This window comes from Paenibacillus sp. 01T424 (genome assembly GCF_056398745.1).
Genome location: NZ_JBFTPZ010000058.1, coordinates 10,952 through 31,512, shown reverse-complemented (window position 1 = coordinate 31,512; position 20,561 = coordinate 10,952). Strand labels below are relative to the sequence as shown.

Here is a 20,561-nt window from a genome sequence, read left to right as displayed (position 1 = left end):
GGCTACACTACCCAACAACCCTAATGTGTTTAAACAAAAACAGCAGGCCCGAGGATCACCTCATGCCTGCTGTTTCTTTTATGACTATAGAATCATCGTACCCATCCGTTTGGCGGACTCCATCATAACCGGGGCGTATTCCCTCATCGTGTCCATCGTCATCCTGCTGGCTGGACCCGACACGGATAATGCAGCAGCGAGCTTGCCGGTACGGTTAAAGATAGGCGCCGAAAGCGCCGCTGCTCCCGGTTCCCGTTCCTCGAAGCTTGTGGCATATCCCTGCATACAAATCTCTTCGAGCTGCTGCTTGTATTGATCCAAATCCAGAGAGTACAGCCAAGCTGGATCTCCAAAAATGCTTTCCTGTACGATCGGATCTGAATAAGCGATTAGCACCTTGCTCGATGCACCTGCATAAAGCGGCAGTCTCACGCCTACAGGCGCTACCCGCCTAACGGGTTGATTGCTTTGCACGGCTTGCATACGAATCCGCTCAGAGCCGTCTCTTACGTATATGCTAACGGTCTCGCCCAGCTGGTCGCGTAAACGCTCCATCTCAGGCAGCCAAATTGTTGCTTGATCATCTGAACGTGATAAATGGGCTGACAGCTCCCACATTTTTAAACCCAAATGATATCGGTCTGTCGAGCGATCGCGCTCGATGAAGCCTTTCTCTTCGAGCGTGGCGAGCATCCGGTGCACCGTGCTTTTGTGCAGGCCAACCTGTTCGGCAATCTCAGTCATTGCCCAGTCTGTTTTTGAAATAAAACACAGCAATATATCAAGCGCCCGATCCACTGCTCGAACCGTCGATTTTCCATCTTCCATGCAGCCACAGCTCCCTCTCCAAAAGTTTCATCCAATGAAACCGATTCTCATTCAGTATAACTCATCGCTTCCATTATCGTAAAGAACAGTTGTTTACATTACAGTAATATTACAAATGATTAACATTACCTCGACAACAATTGACAGGCTTATAGGATGGGACTACGATAAAAGTACTAGATAAGAAAAGCGCTTACAACGTTCCGAATAGATGAGTCTAATGGACGGTTACTTACAGAGGGAGGACAACGACATGAGCACGACTATAATGACACCATTGCCACTTGAAGGCGGATTTCCAAAAAACCTTCATCCCTTCCCGCTTGGCGATTCGGATAACCTGTCCCAATTGCGCAAAACCAAAAGCCGCAGCAAGCATTTGCTGGTTGCTTCCATTGCTTCCCTTACGGCAATGTGTTTGATTGCTGTCATTATTTTTCATGGCTATGTCGCTTGGATGCTTGCATATCCTTATGTAGCCCCACTCTCCTCTAATCCGCAAGCGGCTATCGGCCTAGATTACGAGGATGTCATTTTCCCTAGCAAAAGCGGAAATACGACGGTCAGCGGCTGGTTCATCCCTGCAGAGAGTGATGCAAGCGAAGCGGCTCCTTCAGCTCGAACTGTTGTTTTCAGCCACGGTTATGGCGCTAATCGCGAAGAATCATGGGTACCGATGTATGAGCTCTCGAAGCTGCTGCACGGTTTAAACTATAATATATTGTTGTTTGACTACGGCTATGCATCTAAGGAGTACAAAGCTCCGGCCACTGGCGGCCTTGAGGAGTCACAACAGCTGCTTGCTGCAGTAGATTATGCAAAATCACGCGGAGCGGAGGACATCGTCGTCTGGGGCTTCTCAATGGGGGCAGGAACGGCATTGCAAGCAGGACTGCAGACCGATGAAATTGATGCCATGATACTCGACAGTCTATTCATCCCGAGCCCCGAGGCATTATTTGATAACTTGAATCAATTTGTTTCATTGCCGCAGTTCTCTTTGCCGCTTATTGAATCGATGATCCCCCTTTGGACGGGTACAAGCTTTGGATCTATTCCGGCAAGCGAGGTTTTATCTAACGTTTACGATATCCCGTTATTTATCATCCACGGCACAGAAGATTCAAAGGCGCCTTACCAAACCGCAGAAGCTATTGCTGAAGGSCAAGGCAACGTTCTATCACGTTCTTGGATTGTTCCCGAAGGCAAGCACGAATTGCTTTTCCAAGTTCATCCGAGCGAATATATCCAAAGAGCAGCCTTATTTCTAAGCCAAGTTGATCAACAGCTCCAAGCAGAACGAACATAATAATGAAGCACGACATAAGCCCGCTTACCAACGAATACATCTAACATAGATGCATTTGTTGCGAAAAAGGGAGGCGATGGTCGTGCTTTTTGTTTATGGAACGCTCATGCCCGTTCGCGTAATGGAATTAGTTAGACATTGGAAGCTGCAAGAGAAAGAGCATATCGCTGTTATTTTGCAGGCAGCGCCTGAGATGGAGCGTCAGTATGTTCAGCTTCTCCAAGCATGGGAGCCTGTTTTCTCCAATACCGCTCAATATACTAATCAATGGCTGGATGAATGGCTTCCTTTTCCGTCACGCTTACCATCCTATATGGAACAAACGATTGAAGCGGTTGTAGAGACATCTCTTGAACAATCAAGAACGTATGTCGATCAACTCAGACAGCTAAATGAGCGCACCGCGTCGGCTTCTTCTGATGTTACCAAATCCGTCATCTCACACGCCATTCGTGAATCCAACTATTATATCGGCTTAATGAGCTCCTATCGACAAAAGGTAACCAGCTCAGGCAATAATCAGCATCGTGCAATTGTCCAGCAAGTCCCCATCGGAGGACATACACTGCCTCCTCTGCCTTATGCATACAGTGCCCTCGAGCCTTATATCGATGAGCATACGATGCGAATCCATCATGATATACACCATCAGTCCTATGTCGATGGTCTAAATGAAGCGGAATTGCAGCTCAAAATCGCACGCGAGACGAATCAATTTGAGCTGGTTAAGCATTGGGAGCGAGAGCTTGCTTTTAACGGTGCCGGCCACTATTTACATACTCTTTTCTGGAGCATCATGACACCCTATGGTGGAGGTGAGCCGATAGGAGCTTTGAGCCAGCAAATCCGAAATGATTTTGGCAGCTTCTCCGCCTTTAAGAATCAATTTAGCAAGGCAGCGGCGAAGGTGGAGGGCAGCGGCTGGGCGATTCTAGTTTGGAGTCCACGCAGCAGCCGGCTTGAAATATTAACCGCAGAGAAACATCAGAATTTATCACAATGGGATGTTGTGCCTTTGTTAGCCTTGGATGTGTGGGAGCATGCCTATTATTTAAAACATCAAAACAAGCGGCCTGAGTATATTCAAGATTGGTGGAATGTCGTGAATTGGACGTTCGTTAGTGATCGATTTGAAGAAGCTCGAAAGCTTGTGTGGGTGCCATTCTAATCTATTCAGAAAAAAAAGCCCGACACGGGAGCTGGGGACTAAACTGACCCCGGTTCACTGTCGGACTTTTTCAAAATATAAGAAAGTATATTAATTTTCTCATACTTATCTTATATTTCACCGTCAAAGCTGCTTCAGCATCCAGAGGACGCTGAAGGCAATTTTGCTTGTTTATATCGTCTATTGCTTTAATAATGTCAAAAACTCGGAGCGAAGCGCAGGATTGCTGCGGAAGTCGCCTCTTACCGCAGACGTTACGGTCATGCTGCCAGGCTTCTTCACCCCGCGTGAGCACATGCACAAATGCTCGCCTTCCACGACGACCATGACGCCATGCGGCTGCAGCTCCTCAGTAAGGATATCCGCAATTTGTGATGTAATCCGCTCTTGCACCTGCAGTCGGCGAGTAATCGCCTCTACGAGTCTAGCAAGCTTGCTAAGACCAGCGATTTTGCCGCTAGGAATGTAGCCAATGTGCGCTTTTCCGAAAAACGGCGCCATATGATGCTCGCACTGACTGTAATAAACGATATCTTTTACAATAACAAGCTCTTCATGCTGCTCATCGAACGTAACGCCCAGCACCTCACGAGGATCAACCTCATATCCGGCAAAAATCTCCTCATACATTCGAGTCACACGAGCGGGTGTTTCCAGCAAGCCTTCACGCTCTACATCTTCACCGACAAGTTTCAATATTTCTCTTATGTGATGTTCAATTTGCTCCCGGTTGCTCGAAACACTCGAATTGACGTAATCTTTCTTTCCCGCCATTTCTGAACTCTCCTTCCGGTCCCCCCGCGTCTTTCTTTATCTGCGAGGCATCTTTTGGTTTTTCATCATGTGCTGCGCTTTTTGCATTTGTTGCTTATTCAGATTGTAGCCCATTTGCTTCGCCATTTTCTGAATCATTTCTGGATCATTTTGCATTTTCTCAAGCTGCTTCCGCAGATAGAATACGCCTACAAAAAAGCCCCCAACAGCTCCTGCAATTAAAGTAACAATTGGTACAACAATGTTCACCCACGACATACCTTTCACCTGACCCTTTCCAAATCTCCTGCTGTGTATAATGTTCCCATGATAGCATGTTCACCTCTTGTTCGCAATGAACATGCTGACGCTCCGCTTAACCTTTTTGTGACAATTTTTGATGCTCTTATTTCGCACTCTTTTCCAGATCAAGCAGCGCGATTTTAATAGGAAGACCTCCGCCATAACCAATCATTTGGCCGCTTGCCCCAATCACGCGATGACAAGGCACGATGATCGAGACAGGGTTGCGGTTGTTCGCTCCACCTACGGCACGCATAGCTCCAGGCTGATCCAGCATCACAGCGATATCCTTATAAGTACGCGTTTCCCCATAAGGGATTTGCTGCAGAGCTGCCCACACCTTCTGCTGAAACGGTGTGCCATACATTTGAATAGGCAGATCGAATTGCTGAAGCTCTCCGGCAAAATAAAGCGCCAACTGCCTTGCTGCTTCATTCAGCTGTTCATGAGAGGCTGCTTCGACCCGCGTAATATCCGCGGCACCGTGCCCAAATACCCGCTTCGTCCACTGCTCTAGTTTCTCTAAAGCCGAATCGTAAGGAGCAAAGTCCAAGTGGCAAATCCCTTTGTCCGTTGCCGTTAACGTCATCGGCCCGATAGGCGAATCAATCTCAGCCGTATAAAGTCGTTCACTCACTTGCGCCACCTGCTTCCGAGTTGTCTTCTGGAATCGTGCTTAATTGAGCAATGGCATTCGCAATCGCCTGCAGTGCTTCCTCATCCGTTTCCTTCACTGATGCTCCAAGCAAAGCAGACTTTGCCTGCTCGCCGCCAATTCGCGCAAGCGACCATGCAGCTGTTCCGCGGAGCACCGGGCGAGGATCCTGCTCCAGCACCTTGATCAAATCCGGCACTGCACTAGCCTCTTTAAAGTTGCCGAGCGCGATTACTGCATTGCGCTGAATCGGCTTCTTGCCCCGCCAAGCGGAGGATGTTCGGCCATATCTGGCTTGAAACTCCTTGTTGCCTATCGTTAGAAGCGGAACGAGCAGCGGCTTTACTAATTCCATATCCGGCTGCAGCTCTGGTTGATGCGTCCAGTTTTTGCCGCGGTTTATCGGGCAGACCGTCTGGCAAGTATCGCAGCCATAAAGCCGATTGCCGATTTTTCGCATGAACTCGTCCGATATCATTCCTTTCGTTTGTGTGACAAAGGAGATGCAGCGGCTTGAATTCAATTGACCCGGTCCAACTAGTGCATCCGTCGGGCAAGCGTCAATACATTTGGTGCAGCTGCCGCAGCTTTCCGTTATCGGTTCATCCGGTTCAAATGGAACATTGGTAATCATCTCACCGAGGTAAATCCACGAGCCGAGCTCGGGCGATATAATTGCGCAGTTTTTTGCGCTCCAGCCAATGCCTGCACGCTCAGCAACGGCGCGATCCGACAATGCGCCGGTATCGACCATGCTTTCCACGCGCAAATCCGGCATCCGCTCCCTTAGCCATGCTTCCAGCTTAGCAAGCCGATCACGCAACACTTTATGGTAATCTTCTCCCCAAGCTGAACGTGACATAATGCCTCGCCTTGCACCCGGCTCTGATTTAGGAGGGTCCTTCAGCTTGGATGGATAGGCAATGGCTATTGCAATAATCGACTGCGGATTTTCAAACAACAGCGCTGGATTCGTTCTTTTCTCAATGTCAGGCTCCTCGAAGCCAGACTCTCTTCCGAGCTCGCGGTGCCTAAGCAAAATTTGCTTTAATGATGTGAATGGATCCGCCGAAGCGATCCCTATCTTGTCGATGCCGAGGCTTGGTGCCGCCGCAATCATCTCTTCCTTCAGCTTTGCCCATCTATCTGTCATCATCTATAACCTTTTAATTGCTTCACGAGCCAGCTCGTCACAACGATTATTCCATTCATTATCGCTATGGCCTTTTACCTTTACGTATTCTACTTTATGACGCTGCATAAGCTCCCAAAGCGCTTTCCAAAGCTCTTGGTTCTCAACAGGTTCCTTCTTGCTGTTCTTCCAGCCGTTGCGCAGCCAGCCGTTTATCCAGCCTTTCTGGAAGCAATTCACGACATATGCTGAATCACTATACACCGTCACCTTACAGGGCTCCTTAAGCAGCTTCAACCCTTCGATTACTGCTTGGATTTCCATACGATTGTTCGTCGAGTGTTTCTCTCCACCTGAAATTTCTTTCTGATGAACGCCAAAAAACAGCACTGCTCCCCAGCCGCCCGGCCCCGGATTACCGGAGCATGCACCGTCCGTATAGATCATAACGTCCTTCATAAGAATCCCTCCTAAAGGTTTGCGAATGCAAACCTACTTCGTAAGCAGCAGCTTTTCACACACAAAGTGATTAAAGCGCTCTTATCTTTTTGTAAGGCCATAAAATATAATCGGCTCTGCCGCGAATAAGCTCTTCTGGCACAGCGTGAAACGTCCGGCTGTCCAAGCTCGCCCTAGCATGTCGATTATCCCCCATTACAAAATAGTTTCCTTCACTTATTACTTCTGGCCCGTAGCTCATATCTTCTATTAATGAATCCGTGTAAGGCTCGTCCACTAGCTCGCCGTTACGGTACAATTGTTTATTATGGATTTCAATACGATCACCGGAAACCCCAACGATCCTTTTTACAAGAAACTTTTCCTCGTCTTCCCCCATATCCGGTTCCTTCAAAATAACGACATCACCAACCTTAGGCTTGCCGACCAGGTATACAAATTTATTAACAAACAGCCACTCATGCTCCGTTAACGTCGGCTCCATCGAATGACCTTCTACCTTCGAGAGGTTAAATACAAAAAAATGCAGAAGCAGCACCACAGCAAATGCAACAACCAATGTTTTCGACCAATCAAGCAGTTCTGCGAGCCAATTGGAGCGATTGCTTGCAACAGTATGGGCAGATAATCCCGCATCTACACTGATTCCTGCTTTTTCATTACTTGGCTTGCGATTCTGGTCCTCAAGGCTCATTGTTCCACCTCTTCACTTCGTTTCAGCCAATCCTGATAATACTTCAGCACGAGCTGATCCTGAAAAGGCGATTGCCCTTGATCCATCCGCTTCAAAAGCGCATCAAGACCCTCATGCACCTTTTCTTCGACCATTTTCGGATAGTGGTAAGCCGCTTTGTGCATCTCATATTCGTCTTGATCGACGACTGTTCTTCCACCATCAACTGTACGAATAACGTCCAAATCGTAATCGATATAGGTAAGCACATCACCCTGAATGTACAGCGGTGAGGCAATATTGCAATAATAGCGGACGCCTCCGTCCTCTAGCAGAGCCACAACATTGAACCACTGCCCCGGTATAAAAAAGGAGACTGCTGGGACGCGGCTGATCCATATCTTACCATCAGACTCTTGAATCGGCGTTTGACGGTTTATGAGCACCTTAATGGATTCCGCTTTATGCTGCTCGTCAAGCAGCTCATCAGGCACAAGCCAATTCTGTTGCCATATACGGTGAATGTGACCGTTATGTTTGAAGCTTTTGATGACACAGTGCCGATATGGTTCCATCCCGTTCTCCTCATAAATGTATATAGTAATAAGAAAAGCATATCTGACCGCCAAAAGCAATGGCGATGCAGATATGCCCTGCGTACAACTTACATGCAGTAAAGTTCGCGTTAACCAGCTACAATGCTCAATTTCTGAAAAGATCTGATAAAATCGTTGGCTACATACCCCATCGACTCGTACAGCGGTAAAACTGGCTCGTTGTGCTCGTCCGCGGTAATTAGTATCTTTGTGACACGGCGCTGTTCGAAGCGCTGGCGCAATGCCTGGATAAGCGTTTTACCGATTCCTTTCCGTTGGTGGAGAGGAGATACAGCAATTCGATAATAATAACCTTTGTTATTATCAATCGTACCGATAATCATGCCCACAATTTCGGAATTTTCGACAGCGACTAATACTAAATCACTATCCCATGACAACTGGCGGGCAAAAGCTTCCATCGTTTGTTCGTAGCACTCTTCTGTTAGAACCTCTTCAAGCAGTGCTGTAATTGATCGGTAATCGGACAACTGGAAGGAACGAACATTCATTAAAATTACACCTTCTATACCATGTCATAGTATTGCATTTAAAATATATTACGACAAAATTAAACGAAATCCTGCTTCAATCTTTAATATTCCTTAAAAAAAGTAAAGAAATCATCAATTATCTCGTGTAAACGCTTAATATTAAGCGCTTACAACAATTTAATCCATTTATTTCTCTATAAATGCAGTTCTATCTTCCTAATCTGTATATTTTAGCTAGCGTCGAGATACCCTATTTTAGGTTATGTTTGATCGTTTTAGCCCATTCGACTTTTGAAACAATAATGTTGATTTATTCAATCGGATAAGGGATAATGGACTTGGATAACTACATATAATTAGGAGGCTGTAAAAAATGGCACATCAACTACCTGCTTTGCCGTACGCGCACAACGCACTTGAGCCGCATATCGATGCGACTACAATGGAAATTCACCACGGCCGTCACCATAACGCTTACGTGACTAACCTTAACGCTGCTTTGGAGTCCGCTCCAGAATTGCAAAGCAAATCAATCGAAGATTTGATCTCCGATCTTGCAAGCGTTCCTGAAGCAATCCGTACTGCTGTTCGCAACAACGGCGGCGGACATGCTAACCACAGCTTGTTCTGGGAAACAATCGCTCCAAACGCTGGCGGAGCACCTACTGGCGCTCTTGCAGCAGCAATTGAAAGCGAGCTAGGCGGCTTTGAAGCTTTCAAAGCTGACTTCGCAAAAGCAGCAACAACACGTTTCGGCAGCGGCTGGGCATTCCTAGCAGTTGYAAACGGCAAATTGAAAGTATACAGCTTGCCAAACCAAGACAGCCCGATCATGGAAGGCGAAACGCCAATCCTAGGTCTTGATGTATGGGAGCACGCTTACTACCTGAACTACCAAAACAAACGCCCTGATTACATCGCAGCGTTCTGGAACGTAGTTAACTGGGATGAAGTTGGCAAACGTTACGAAGCAGCTGTTAAATAATATTGTTTTTCCAAACCGGCGCTTGCCTCTTTAATGAGGCAAGCGCCGGTTTTTATTTCTTTTATGATGCGTATAAGGTGCTGGGTGTTGGAGTGGAAAGTTGCTTAAGTGCAGGGAAAAAGAGTGGAATGTTGACAATGTACATAAGACGCGGGAGTTGGAGTTGGGTTACGATACTGCTGATGAGCTTAGGGTGCAGGAAGTTGAAGTACAACTTTGTCTATCTGCTTCTGTTGCAGAACGTTGAATTACAACCCTGCCGTCCACTTAGGTTCAGGGAGTTGGAGTGTAACACTGACCATGCTCTTATGGTGCTGGGAGTTGAAGTACAACTCTGACAATTTGCTTATGATGCAGGGAGTTGAAGCACAGCTCTGACAATTGGCTTGTGATGCTCATTAATTACTGGAGGAATATACTAGTCCAACAAACGAATGATTTCTTTTGCGTAAGTGTCCCAAGCTTTGTTATCGGTGTTGATTTCTAGAGTAGGAATGACTGAGTTTGCTGCTGCTTTTCGCAGTTTCAATTGAGTTGCTACCAGTTCATCTGCTGCTGCTTTAATTTCTTCACTACTCTTATTCGACCATTCATCAGGCGTGCGGCTTTGAATTCTTAGTTCAGCTATTTCCGGTGATATCGTTAATAATGCACATTTTGCCCCAAAGTGTAAGAGTTCCTTTTCGATAGCTTCAATTTCATTATTTGTTTTATCAGAATAGGCGACTCTATGATTTAAATGAAACCTTTCTAGTATAAAGAATACACCTCGCGAGCCGCGTGAAGCTCTCCCTAGCTTAGTTGACCATTCTTCTAATTGCCTCAGCATAGCAACTCTTTCACTCAACAATTGGAGATGCTCTTCGTGACTTGATGTTATAAACTGACCACGTACGTTGTGCAGCACCTGTGAATAATGCTCGCTTAAAACGATAACACTTCGCTCAGCTGATTCGTCCTGCGCTTGCATTAGCTTTAACGACTTCAATACCGATGTTTTACCCGCATTCGAAAATCCTTCCAAAATAATGCCCCGCAGTTGATTCACGCAACAACCACCTTCTGTAATTATTTTCATATCATTATATAGGGACAGTTTCGCTATAGGCAAATATATACAATTGATAGACATAGCGTGGCAGAGTGTATTCATTTATCTTCCGAATAGCTAGCCTGTAACTGGATAGAGGTTAGGTTGACCTCATTAGTATCATAGGAGTTTTTACCTTCGATAATGGTCAGGTCGTCTCTCCTTACGGACATAGGTTCCTCTATTTGGCGAAATATCCGTATATTGAAGTTTTAACGGACATAGGATCCTTTATTTGCTGGAATTAGGGCGAATTGAGCTCATTTTAAGTGTAATAACGTATCCTATGTCCGTTAGTAGGCTAAACTTGCGTTTTAAGCCAAAATAGCGGAACTAATGTCCGTTAAGCTCGATAAGAAATACTAGTTCCCTTTTACACCCGCCTCATACGCACACTCACCTCATAGGCTTTTGCCGCATACGCTACAGTAGGATAAATGCCTAATTTGCGATGTAAAGGAGTCTGAGTACTCTCATGGAATATACTTATGCTAATAATGTGAATTCTCGTCCAGCTAGCAAGGGCTGCGGTTGTGGTGGACCTCGAATGATCACGCCAACGCCTCAGCAAGGTGGTTTTGGGCCGGGCGGACCCGGCGGCTTTGGGCCGGGGGGACCCGGCAGTTTTGGCCCAGGTGGTCCCGGCGGTTTTGGGCCGGGCGGACCCGGCAGTTTTGGCCCAGGTGGTCCCGGCGGTTTTGGCCCAGGGGGTCCCGGCGGTTTTGGCCCAGGGGGTCCCGGCGGTTTTGGCCCAGGGGGTCCCGGCGGTTTTGGGCCGGGGGGACCCGGCGGTTTTGGGCCGGGCGGTCCCGGCGGCTTTGGGCCGGGCGGTCCCGGCGGCTTTGGGCCAGGGGGACCCGGCGGCTTTGGGCCGGGTGGTCCCGGCGGCTTTGGGCCGGGCGGTCCCGGCGGCTTTGGGCCAGGGGGACCCGGCGGCTTTGGGCCGGGGGGCTTCTGGATCGGTGGGCCATGGCTGTTCCCGCCTGCGGGACCGCAGGCGACCGTAACGGTTCTCATAAACGGTGGAAGAGCGTTTCCTAGCATAACTGAGGCGTATCGCATTCCTTTCCGACCGGGTTTGACCATCTATCAGGCTCTAGCTGAAACGGGGGTTGTCAGCTTCAGCTTTAATGGTCAAATTAATTCCGTTAGTGGAGTCCCTATTGGTGGCAATACCAGCTATCAACTTGTACTGAACGGACGCGTAATTCCAGCATCGCTGCTCAGCTTCCCGCTTCAGCGCAATGACTCTTTAGCGCTTGAACTCTTTTTAAGCCCTGTTTTGCGCGAGGATGAAATCGAAAATACAAGCATAGAAATTTAATTAGAACTGACGATGAATCAATAAATTCATCGATAAGGCAAGTCCCACAGCTATACAAAAAAGCTAGAAAAAGCGGTCTCCCCTGACCGACTTTTTCTAGCTTTTTAAACAGCATTCTTTTACTTAATAGCCTTACCTTTGCCGCTCAGCAGCTTTAATTGATCGTTCTCGTAGCCGACCTCATAGGTCACTTGGTATTTGCTTAACACATATTTGCCTTCGACCCGCTCATCTACTGAAATAACAGCGATAACGGTAGCTTTGTCTTCCCTGCTCTCCGTCACATGCATATTTTCGATGACCACATTCAGCGTCCCCAAGTAACCTGCCCTGAACTTCTCGTAGCTCGTCCCTTCCTTCCAATTGCCGCCTAGCAATGAATAAGCATAGACATAATCGGCATTGTTCAGACTGTCATAAAAATGAGTAACGAGATAATCAGCATATTCCTCAATCTTCGCTTCATCTTCCATCTTCAGTTCCTTATCCGAAAGCTCCAGATCGGGCAGCTTAGTCATCGGTTTAGTAGACCAGCCTTCTGCGATATCGATTACGTTCGCAATGGGGATACTAAAGCCAATTGAACCTTGCTCATAACCGGCAGAATTAATGCCAAGCACCGATCCCGTTTTCTGATCAACGAGCGGTCCACCGCTATTACCAGGAGCAATTGGCGCAGAAATTTGATAGAGATCCGAATACAAATAGGAATCAATTTTGAACGTTCTTCCTAGTCCGCTGACAATACCGGTAGTAACCGTATTTTGAAATCCGAGCGGACTGCCAACAGCAAGCACTTCGTCCCCGACTTCCGCTCTTTCTTTACGCTCTACCTGCAGCGGCTCCGTTCCAGCCAGTTCCTTCACACGAACAACCGCAATATCCGTTTCCGTGCTAATGCCAATGACTTTTCCGTCCAGCTCGCGTGCATCCGCTGTTTTAATTTTCACAGTATGGGAGCCAGCGACAACATGCGCATTCGTGATGAGATCCCCTTGCTTATTATAAAGGAAGCCTGAGCCTTGATCCCCGTTTTCATTTTCAATCATGACGACCAGCTTCTGCGTTTCAAAAATAATATCCTTAAGAGACTTCTGCTTCGTCTCATCAGCTACCGCAAGCAACGGCTTTCCCGTCAGCCTGTTTGGCAACTCTGAATGAATGGCTAACGCAGCAGCCAATCCTCCACATACAATGAGAGTAGAAGCGATGACGCTAATCCAAGCTCGTTTTCTCATCACATCTTCCCCTTAATCCAAATACCAAGTCGCGTGATCAACGACGACGGTTGTATTCTCTACATAAACCCCATATACCGTACTATTAAAGGTGATTTTCTGGCCTGGATCAACATAATCCGGCGTCGCCTCTGCCTTGCCCTTGCCTACCTCTTTGCCGTCAGCATCGTAGACGATAAATTGAACGCTAATCGAATAAATAGGCCGTGTAGCGGCATTTTTCAGCTCGCCTACAATATTTAAATCTCCGAACTCATCTAGCGTCGATTCGATTTTAACAACCTCGACGGCTGCCGTTTGATTTTTTAGATCCTCTGCTGCAGCCTGCTGCATCGCTTGCTCTAATCTTCGCTGTTCCCTTTTCTCGTAATCAGCCTGTGCATCAGTTATCTTTTTGGCCAGTGACATAATCCGCTCATTATCCTTGGCAAAAAGCAGCGCTCGGTCCGTCAGCGCCAACGCATCCGAATAGTTTTTTTTCTTAAGCAATGCTTCGGCATCCTTATAGCTTATATCGACGATTTTGGCAACAATTTGCTCTTTTACAGCTAGCGCCTCTTCACCGTCTAATTGATTCGCAATGTTAAGCCTTGACTCAAGCTCATCCACTGTATTCAGACCTGCCAGTTCTTCCGTCAGCCTCATGACACCAAGTTTAACGTTATAGTCGTCAAGCTGATGCTTAATCTTTATATAGATTGGCTCTTTATGACCCTTTAATTCACCGTTAATCCGCTCCAGTGTCTGTTCTGCCTCTTCAAGCTTACTCTCCTCCAGCTGCTTCCCCGCAGCTGTAATTGACTGTGCCAGCTCTGCGACAAGGGCAACGATCTCCGCATCCTTCTGCAGAGCGCCAAAGCCTGGACGCGCATCCGAGGCTTCCTGCAGCAGCTTCTGCGCTTTGTCATATTTCCCTGCTAGCGCCTCCGCCTTCGCCTCAACATGAAGCTTGATGACTCTATCATTTATTTCGGATTGATATATATAGTAACTAAATACGGAACCAGCGGTAACAAGCGCTAAAATTATAGGCATCAGCCATGCCAAAATAGAGCTCTTAGCTCTACGTCTCCGCGTTTTTTTAGGCTTGCCCGGCTGCTGGCTTGTTGCGTCTATCTCTACAGAAGCAGCCCGCTCCGATAACAGCATAGATCGCTCAGTACTTAGAGCCGCTGCAGTTTCTTCTCCATCAGCAAGCAATCTGCCGCACTGGCTGCAATAAATGGCATCATCCGTCTGTTTTTTTTCACAATGATGGCAATACACTTCCGTTCATCCCCCAGCCCACGTTTCTCTCTAAACATATCTATCTATTCTATATCAAAAAGTAAATGATCTCCATTTTTTTATAGTGGGAAATGGAGCCATATTTAAAAAAAGCAGCCTATCATGGTCACAATACACTGTGAACAGATAGGCTGCTTCTATTAATGCTCTTTATTTCACGCTATCATTGATGCTTTCGATCCATTTTTCGCTGCCGTCTTCATTGCGCTCAGCTTTGTGTGAGATCGTTGCTTCCTGTACATCGCCAAAGCCCCAGTGGCTTTGCGGCATATCAGGGAACAATGGAGCCAGCCCCTGAAGCGGTCCGCGATAAAGCATACGATTGATCATCGTAACTGCTTCAACACGAGTAATTTCTTTTTTCGGCTTAAAGCTTCCGTCCGGATAACCGGTTAAAAACTTGCCGTTAAACAAAGCTTCGATCGTGTCTGCTGCCCAGTAGCCCGAAGTATCCTTAAAGTGGGCTGTCGCAGGCGCGCTCACTTCAAGCTTGAGGAACCTTGCCATAACCGCTGCAAGCTCTCCTCTTGTAACTGCCGCATCTGGACGGAAAGAGCCGTCTTCGTATCCGCTGAAGTAGCCATTTACCGTAACGCTTTGGATGTAGTTCGTCGCCCAGTGACCTTTGCGAATATCGTTAAATGAAAGCGGCTCTTCCACTTTCTCGTTTCCAGATAGTCTTGCAACAATGGCTGCAAGCTCCGCACGAGTCAATGAGCCTTCTGCCTTGAATTCCTTATCCGGGTATCCAAGAATATAACGAGTATGAGTAAGCTCCCCGAAGCGATCTGAGAATACATTTACTTTTACTGATGATTGGACAGTGGCATTATTCCCAATAAACTCACCCGAAATATCAAATGCCGTATCTGCTGCTTTCATAAGCGGCCATTCGATGACCACTTTGAAGCTGCCGTTCTGTCCTCCTTGTACATTTGTTACTTTCCATACAATGGTGTTGTCTGTTACGATTCCGCCAGCTGCATCCACAACAACTGCGCCCGCTGGAATCTTGACCTCGATTTCTCCTGCTGCCATTGGACTGCTGGAGTTGTTTTTGTAATCCACCGTTAGAGTCGACGTTGTTCCTTCTTTTACTTTGTTCTTGTCGACTGAAAGTGTAAGCGCAGGATTGGCAGATGGAGCGCTTGCCTCAATAGGCGTCAGCTCTAGATCATGTTTGACAATCTCCCATTCAACGGAGAGAACTGGGCTTTTATAGTTATAGAACCCATTCTTCATTACGCCAAGATAATAGTCCGTTTCTGGATACACCATATAGGCATAGAAACCGTGTGCATCCGTCAGCTGTTCTGGACTCGCATTGTCATTTGGTGCAAAACCAACGAGAGCCGGCAAAACAACCTCCGTGTTAGGTATAATCCCTTTGCCTTTATTTCTTGCTGTGTCCGCGTAATAAAGAACAACGGATGCACCTTCAATTACTGCTTTTGTAACCGAATTAGTAACCGTTCCATATGGATCGACAAGCGCCTCAGAAATATTCATTTCCCCTGAAGCCGTTACTTTGACCCCTGCATGGCTGAAAATAATTTCCTTGCCAGGTTCAACTTTATATCTAATTTCCAGCTCGTATTCTCCAATAGCAAGCCCATTCGCATTAAATACGCCTTGTGGGCTAAGTGAAAATGCTTTCGGAGCTCCACCTTCGGAAATGTAGCTGCCATCCGCTTGTTTCAAATAAATATTTGTTTTAGCAAGCAGATCACTGTTAAACAACGAGGACTTGCCATCTGGCTGCTTAAGCAGCACGATACCTGTTACCGTTTTCTCAGATTCAAAGTTTTCCTCGCCTGCTCCTGTTACTTCACCAACTTGAGCCGATTGCTTATAGGTTACAGGTGTAGGAACGCCGCCAACATCAACCGTTTGCGTCACTTCCAACTCATAAACGACATCGCCTTTTGGAACCACGACATAATAAGCTCCGCTAGCATCGGTAATAACCGTTTCATCAAAGTCTGTTCCTGGAGTGATAACGCCGTCGCCATCTAGATCAAGCGTTACGCGAACACTTGCGCCAGCGATTGGCGAATTCGTATCTCCCTTTGTAATAGACCCTTTAACTGCAGCAGGCAAGAAGGTAATGATGATCTCATCCTGCTCCTTCAAGCCACGCTCTTTGTTGTACACATTCGCTTGAATCGGAATCTGCTGCTCGTTGATGCCTGTAATTTGCTGTGATTTGTACGTAACCTTCGCTAACCCTTGTTCGTCAGTGACCGCGGTGTTTCCACCAACAAACGTCCCTTTACCTGCAGGAGCTTCAAAAATAACCGTTACACCTTTAATTGGAGCGCCATTTGCATTTGTAAGCAATGCCGATAGCTCGGTAGTTGATTTGCCATCGCCCAAAATTTTCTCTGGACTTGCGGTTAACGCCAGTACCGCTTTAACCACTTCAAAGCTGTTATCCGCTAATTTTGTCTCTGAAGGCAATAAGCCTCCTTCAACGTCTAGCGCCTTAAATGTAACTTCGTATTTGCTTGCTGCTGTTAATTCAGGAAGTAAATACGTTGTATTTTCCCACTTCTTATAGCCGTCTGCTACGAAGGTATCCTGATTGACAAGCGTAAGCGGTACGATAATACCGTTCACATTCGCCGTAACGCTCTTAGCAAGCAAGGAACTGACAGCACTCAGCTTAAGCTGTTCGCCTGGAATGATGTTTAATACCTTTGATTCGCCTTGCGCTTTGTCTCCGGCCCATCCATCGAGCGCTCTATGAATATTAATCGTCACCGTTGCAGGAGCTGAAACTTGATTATCTCCATCCGTTACAGTGTACGTAAAGCTATCCTGTCCAGATATAAAATCCGAAACCGGTTTATAGATCCATGTATCACCTGATACATTATAATCGGCAGGCTCTAGCGTACCTTTTCCTGGATTGCTCTCTAAACCGTAAACAAGCTTCGTAACTGTCTCGCGATCTGAACCTTTAAATACAATAATAATATCAGTTGTGCCTTCGGCAACATTTACAGTGATTGGTTCTGCAACCGGCTTGCCGTTGTAGCCAATAGTGATTGCAGCAGCCGCTTCTGCAAATTGTTTCCCATCGCTGCCCCTCCAACCAAATTCAACCGTGCTTCCTTCTGCTAATGAGGTTGAAGGCTGGAATTTAAGACTTTCCAAATCGCTTTTTGCAATGATTTCAGTACTGCCTGGCACCATATAGACAGACTCACCAACAGAAGGTGTGTACCAAAGCGTTCCGCTCTGATTAAAATTTGCTGGAACAATAATCGCAACTTCTTTCAGCAAATCGCCATCTGCATCTGTGTAACGAGGCGATTCCGTGAAATCCGTTGTTTTAAAAGCAATAATTTCACCAGAAAGTCCCGCTTTTATAATGTCGTCTACGACTGGCGGAGTATTAATAGTAATCGTAACCTTCTTGTTTTCCTTCGCATATTGCTTGCCGTCCGAGCCGTTCCAGTCGAATGTTACTGAACCCGTCACGCCTGCAGCAGGCACAAAGGTTAAACCATCTAAGTCACTTGCTTTAATGACAAAGCCGGCAGTCGTAATGTCATAAACTGGGCCATTGCCTATTTGAAAAACAAGCTTGCCTTTTGCAGGATCTGGGAGCGATACGAGCTTTACTCTGCTTAAGCTCTCACTGTTGGAATCGCTGTACGAATCCGTAAAGTCCTTAATTGCAAAAGGCACCGTGCCACCTTTTAATATCTCCTTGTTAATCTGTTCTACCGTTGGAGCAGCATTCGCTTTAATAGTTACCGCAGCTGGCTGCTTCGCGTATTTCGATCCATTATAACCATTCCAATTAAATGCTGCCGTACCTGTGAATCCAGCATCAGCTGGAACAAAGGATAACGTATCCACTTCACCGATCGCAATTTCATCACCGGCTTCAACTGCCTTGCTGCCTAGGAACAAGGAGCCTTGTCCCACTGCTGGCAGAGTAACTATCTTCACACGCTGAAGTCCATTGAAATTAGCAGCACCGTTTGCTTTCGCATAATGGCTTCTAAACTCGTCAGCTGTAAAAGCAGTCGGCTCATATTGAAGACCGTCCTTCGCAATGTTGCTCACGACAGGGTCGTTCGTATAAGTAATGCTCACATTTGCTGGCGATAAAGAATACTGTTTGCCATCAAATCCATCCCAAGTGAAGGCAACTGTGCTTTCTTCCGCCAAATTTGCAGCTGGAACGAAACGCAGCGTATTTAATTCCGTTAAAGAAATTTCAGTATTAGAAGATACTACGAAGTCCACCCCTTCGGATGTATAACGCAGCTTTCCGCTATTGGAAAAGTTGGCTGGCAGGTTAATACGTACTTTCGTCAATAAATCGCCATCCGCATCGCTATATGCATTCGCATTAGTGAAATCGGTAGCTTTCATTTGAACCGTATTGCCAGCTATAGCTGCAAAAGAAATGTTACTAACAATTGGCGCCGTATTAATAGCAATGGTCACTTGCTTATTATCCTTCGCATACTGAACGCCGTCTGAGCCATTCCACTTAAAAGAAACTGTACCGCTGGCATTGCTCGCAGGAACAAAGCTCAGCTTGCCCAAATCAGCTGCACTGATTTCATCGCCCACGGCCACAGCTGCAGCAGAACCGCCGTTTGTGATCATCAGCTTACCGGCAGCTGGCGCCGGCAATGAAACAATTTTCACCTTGCTTAAGTTTTCCTTCGGCAAAGTTGCATCCGTATACTGGCTTGTGAAATCTGAAGCTGTAAATGTCAGTGTTTCACCTTGATTAATAGCCTTATTCATATCTGTTACAACAGGAGCGGCATTTGCAGTAATCGTTACCGTCCCATCGATAGCCGCGTACTTGCTTCCATCGTAGCCATTCCACTTAAATGAAGTCGTGCCCGTTAAACCTGCTGCATCTGGAACGAAGGTCAATTTAGCGACATCTGCCTTAGCAATTTCGTCATCTAATTTAACGTCCACTCCTGCAATCTGGAGATTGCCGCCGCTTGGAAGCGAAACGATTTTCACTTTTTCAAGCTTAGCTGCTTGCGCTTCACCTGTTACACGATAATATTTGCTGCTGAAGTCAGTTAGCGTAAAATTCGTTGGCTCGTATTGAGGTCCCGCTTTTGCAATATCTTTTACCGCGGGGTCAAACGTAGACATCGAATAAATATGCTGAGCTGTTCCAGGTTCATTCTTATCTGGCTGCTTGTCGAACAATATAATATTTACAGTGTATTCTTTGCTTGGATCTGCTCCAGGAGCATTAAGTACAATGTTGTCCCATTTCTGCTCGGTTCCTTGCTTGGAGCCGCTAAAGTACTTCTGCGACAAATCCAAGTTTTTCTCCCTAATCTCATTGCCGACTTTCGTTTTCTCAATGACGTTGACTTCCATATAAAAGTTTCCGTCTTTTTTAGGCAAGAAACCTGTATTTATCGTTACTTTGTCTTTCGTAACAGCAACAGCGGCTCCGGTAATTTCTCCGGTCTCTCTCACGCCGCCGTCAATGACAAGCTGACCCCAATCGATGGTCGTCACCCAGCCGCTGTTGAAATTAGAAGTATTCATGAAATAATGATGTACGGAAATACCAACATATAAATCCTGATTGGCGACGATACTATTCCATTGATCAGGTTTAATTTCCAGAACGGTCGTATTCCACACATCATTTTTTCCGGATAAAGCGCCCAAGTTAAATGCTTGAGGGAATTCCTTCTTGTATGTAGCAGACCCAAAATTTGCTGGCCATGGGGTTGTAGGTGCACCTAATGCAATATCTGCAGGGTTAGATGAGAAATATACACGGTCCCACTCGCCTGTACCGCTTTTGTTTGATTCATCGTATTCGTCTACATCAAGAGCCCGTATAAGCATATAAGCGCTTTTTGTAGGTTTGGCTTTAATGTCTTTAATTTTAAATTCGATTGGATAAAGAGGTGTACCGTTCCCCGTGCTGCTGTCTACATCGCCGTCAGCTGCACTGTTCGCCGCTCCGCCGCCCCAGTTATCCGTACCGGTAAAATAAGTCGCTCCTGTATCAAGCGCTGCAGCACTTGCTGCATATGGAACAGGGAAAAGCTGAACGAGCAGCACCGCAAATGCCATAAATGCGGTAAATAACCGTTTTCGCCACAGTCTGCTGTTCATTCGACCTCTGTTCCTAGAACTTCTTGGTTCCATAGACCTACCATCTTCCATCATTCCCGTACTCTCCTTTACTATTAAGATCGCTTTCAAAAGTTGTCTACTTTCTTATGTCTCTTTTTTATAAGTCCGACG

General features: G+C 46.5%; 17 protein-coding genes. 4 read left to right on the top strand and 13 right to left on the bottom strand.

Going from position 1 to position 20,561, the window contains the following annotated elements; genetic code table 11:
* Positions 1-84: 84 nt before the first annotated feature.
* Entirely contained in the window at positions 85-828 is a 744-nt protein-coding gene (locus tag AC1DPK_RS30280; protein ID WP_076271916.1) for an IclR family transcriptional regulator, read from the bottom strand.
* A 253-nt stretch (positions 829-1,081) separates the two neighbouring features.
* Between AC1DPK_RS30280 and AC1DPK_RS30275 the strand changes: the two genes are divergently transcribed.
* Together AC1DPK_RS30275 and AC1DPK_RS30270 are read left to right on the top strand one after the other, a co-directional pair.
* Positions 1,082-2,137, top strand: coding sequence for an alpha/beta hydrolase (locus AC1DPK_RS30275; RefSeq protein WP_339206872.1), 1,056 nt, complete (start codon positions 1,082-1,084; stop codon positions 2,135-2,137).
* An 82-nt stretch (positions 2,138-2,219) separates the two neighbouring features.
* A complete protein-coding gene (locus AC1DPK_RS30270) occupies positions 2,220-3,305 on the top strand; it encodes a Fe-Mn family superoxide dismutase (protein WP_477512570.1) in 1,086 nt (361 codons plus the stop codon).
* A gap of 180 nt (positions 3,306-3,485) precedes the next feature.
* On the opposite strand, the gene folE is transcribed toward AC1DPK_RS30270, so the two are convergent.
* From folE to AC1DPK_RS30230, 8 genes are all read right to left on the bottom strand, one after another.
* Positions 3,486-4,079, bottom strand: coding sequence for a GTP cyclohydrolase I FolE (gene folE / locus AC1DPK_RS30265; protein WP_076268865.1), 594 nt, complete (start codon positions 4,077-4,079; stop codon positions 3,486-3,488).
* A 36-nt stretch (positions 4,080-4,115) separates the two neighbouring features.
* Entirely contained in the window at positions 4,116-4,337 is a 222-nt protein-coding gene (locus AC1DPK_RS30260; protein ID WP_053372732.1) for a YneF family protein, read from the bottom strand.
* Between the two features lie 127 nt (positions 4,338-4,464).
* A complete protein-coding gene (locus tag AC1DPK_RS30255) occupies positions 4,465-4,998 on the bottom strand; it encodes a methylated-DNA--[protein]-cysteine S-methyltransferase (RefSeq protein ID WP_441885120.1) in 534 nt (177 codons plus the stop codon).
* Positions 4,991-6,172, bottom strand: coding sequence for a tRNA epoxyqueuosine(34) reductase QueG (queG, locus tag AC1DPK_RS30250; RefSeq protein ID WP_477512569.1), 1,182 nt, complete (start codon positions 6,170-6,172; stop codon positions 4,991-4,993). Before queG ends, AC1DPK_RS30255 begins: the two co-directional genes overlap by 8 nt.
* Positions 6,173-6,607, bottom strand: a complete 435-nt coding sequence (rnhA, locus tag AC1DPK_RS30245; protein WP_477512568.1) for a ribonuclease HI — start codon at positions 6,605-6,607, stop codon at positions 6,173-6,175. It abuts the gene before it with no gap.
* 70 nt (positions 6,608-6,677) lie between these two features.
* Positions 6,678-7,301: a signal peptidase I gene (gene lepB, locus AC1DPK_RS30240; protein ID WP_477512567.1), complete on the bottom strand. Its 624-nt coding sequence runs from the start codon at positions 7,299-7,301 to the stop codon at positions 6,678-6,680.
* Positions 7,298-7,855 carry a DUF402 domain-containing protein gene (locus tag AC1DPK_RS30235; protein ID WP_477512566.1) on the bottom strand — a complete coding sequence of 186 codons (558 nt, stop codon included), beginning with the start codon at positions 7,853-7,855 and terminating at the stop codon, positions 7,298-7,300. The genes lepB and AC1DPK_RS30235 overlap by 4 nt, the downstream gene beginning before the upstream one ends.
* A 110-nt stretch (positions 7,856-7,965) precedes the next feature.
* Complete coding sequence (locus AC1DPK_RS30230) at positions 7,966-8,388, bottom strand: GNAT family N-acetyltransferase (RefSeq protein WP_339206861.1); 423 nt, start codon at positions 8,386-8,388, stop codon at positions 7,966-7,968.
* Between the two features lie 355 nt (positions 8,389-8,743).
* Here AC1DPK_RS30230 and AC1DPK_RS30225 point away from each other — a divergent pair, with 355 nt between their 5' ends.
* Positions 8,744-9,355 (top strand): superoxide dismutase, encoded by a 612-nt coding sequence (locus AC1DPK_RS30225; RefSeq protein WP_477512565.1) that lies wholly within the window; start codon positions 8,744-8,746, stop codon positions 9,353-9,355.
* Positions 9,356-9,773: 418 nt separating this feature from the next.
* Here the strand turns inward: AC1DPK_RS30225 and AC1DPK_RS30220 are convergent, their stop codons facing one another.
* Positions 9,774-10,403 carry a hypothetical protein gene (locus AC1DPK_RS30220; RefSeq protein ID WP_477512564.1) on the bottom strand — a complete coding sequence of 210 codons (630 nt, stop codon included), beginning with the start codon at positions 10,401-10,403 and terminating at the stop codon, positions 9,774-9,776.
* Positions 10,404-10,920: 517 nt separating this feature from the next.
* On the opposite strand from AC1DPK_RS30220, the gene AC1DPK_RS30215 reads away from it, so the two are divergent.
* Complete coding sequence (locus AC1DPK_RS30215) at positions 10,921-11,769, top strand: hypothetical protein (RefSeq protein ID WP_477512563.1); 849 nt, start codon at positions 10,921-10,923, stop codon at positions 11,767-11,769.
* Positions 11,770-11,888: 119 nt separating this feature from the next.
* On the opposite strand, the gene AC1DPK_RS30210 is transcribed toward AC1DPK_RS30215, so the two are convergent.
* From AC1DPK_RS30210 to AC1DPK_RS30200, 3 genes are all read right to left on the bottom strand, one after another.
* Positions 11,889-13,007, bottom strand: a complete 1,119-nt coding sequence (locus AC1DPK_RS30210; protein ID WP_477512562.1) for a S1C family serine protease — start codon at positions 13,005-13,007, stop codon at positions 11,889-11,891.
* Between the two features lie 12 nt (positions 13,008-13,019).
* The gene (locus AC1DPK_RS30205; RefSeq protein ID WP_441878501.1) at positions 13,020-14,273 is read right to left on the bottom strand and encodes an FxLYD domain-containing protein; all 1,254 of its coding nucleotides are present in this window, start codon (positions 14,271-14,273) and stop codon (positions 13,020-13,022) included.
* A gap of 171 nt (positions 14,274-14,444) precedes the next feature.
* Positions 14,445-20,429 carry an S-layer homology domain-containing protein gene (locus AC1DPK_RS30200; RefSeq protein ID WP_477512561.1) on the bottom strand — a complete coding sequence of 1,995 codons (5,985 nt, stop codon included), beginning with the start codon at positions 20,427-20,429 and terminating at the stop codon, positions 14,445-14,447.
* Between the last annotated feature and the right edge of the window lie 132 nt (positions 20,430-20,561).

Excerpts from the sequence above, each read along its gene's own strand:
- AC1DPK_RS30260 (WP_053372732.1), bottom strand. The coding sequence starts at position 4,337 with ATGTCGTGGGTGAACATTGTTGTACCAATTGTTACTTTAATTGCAGGA.
- AC1DPK_RS30280 (WP_076271916.1), bottom strand. The coding sequence starts at position 828 with ATGGAAGATGGAAAATCGACGGTTCGAGCAGTGGATCGGGCGCTTGAT.
- rnhA (WP_477512568.1), bottom strand. The coding sequence starts at position 6,607 with ATGAAGGACGTTATGATCTATACGGACGGTGCATGCTCCGGTAATCCG.
- AC1DPK_RS30210 (WP_477512562.1), bottom strand. The coding sequence starts at position 13,007 with ATGAGAAAACGAGCTTGGATTAGCGTCATCGCTTCTACTCTCATTGTA.
- lepB (WP_477512567.1), bottom strand. The coding sequence starts at position 7,301 with ATGAGCCTTGAGGACCAGAATCGCAAGCCAAGTAATGAAAAAGCAGGA.
- folE (WP_076268865.1), bottom strand. The coding sequence starts at position 4,079 with ATGGCGGGAAAGAAAGATTACGTCAATTCGAGTGTTTCGAGCAACCGG.
- AC1DPK_RS30235 (WP_477512566.1), bottom strand. The coding sequence starts at position 7,855 with ATGGAACCATATCGGCACTGTGTCATCAAAAGCTTCAAACATAACGGT.
- AC1DPK_RS30200 (WP_477512561.1), bottom strand. The coding sequence starts at position 20,429 with ATGAACAGCAGACTGTGGCGAAAACGGTTATTTACCGCATTTATGGCA.
- AC1DPK_RS30230 (WP_339206861.1), bottom strand. The coding sequence starts at position 8,388 with ATGAATGTTCGTTCCTTCCAGTTGTCCGATTACCGATCAATTACAGCA.
- AC1DPK_RS30215 (WP_477512563.1), top strand. The coding sequence starts at position 10,921 with ATGGAATATACTTATGCTAATAATGTGAATTCTCGTCCAGCTAGCAAG.
- queG (WP_477512569.1), bottom strand. The coding sequence starts at position 6,172 with ATGATGACAGATAGATGGGCAAAGCTGAAGGAAGAGATGATTGCGGCG.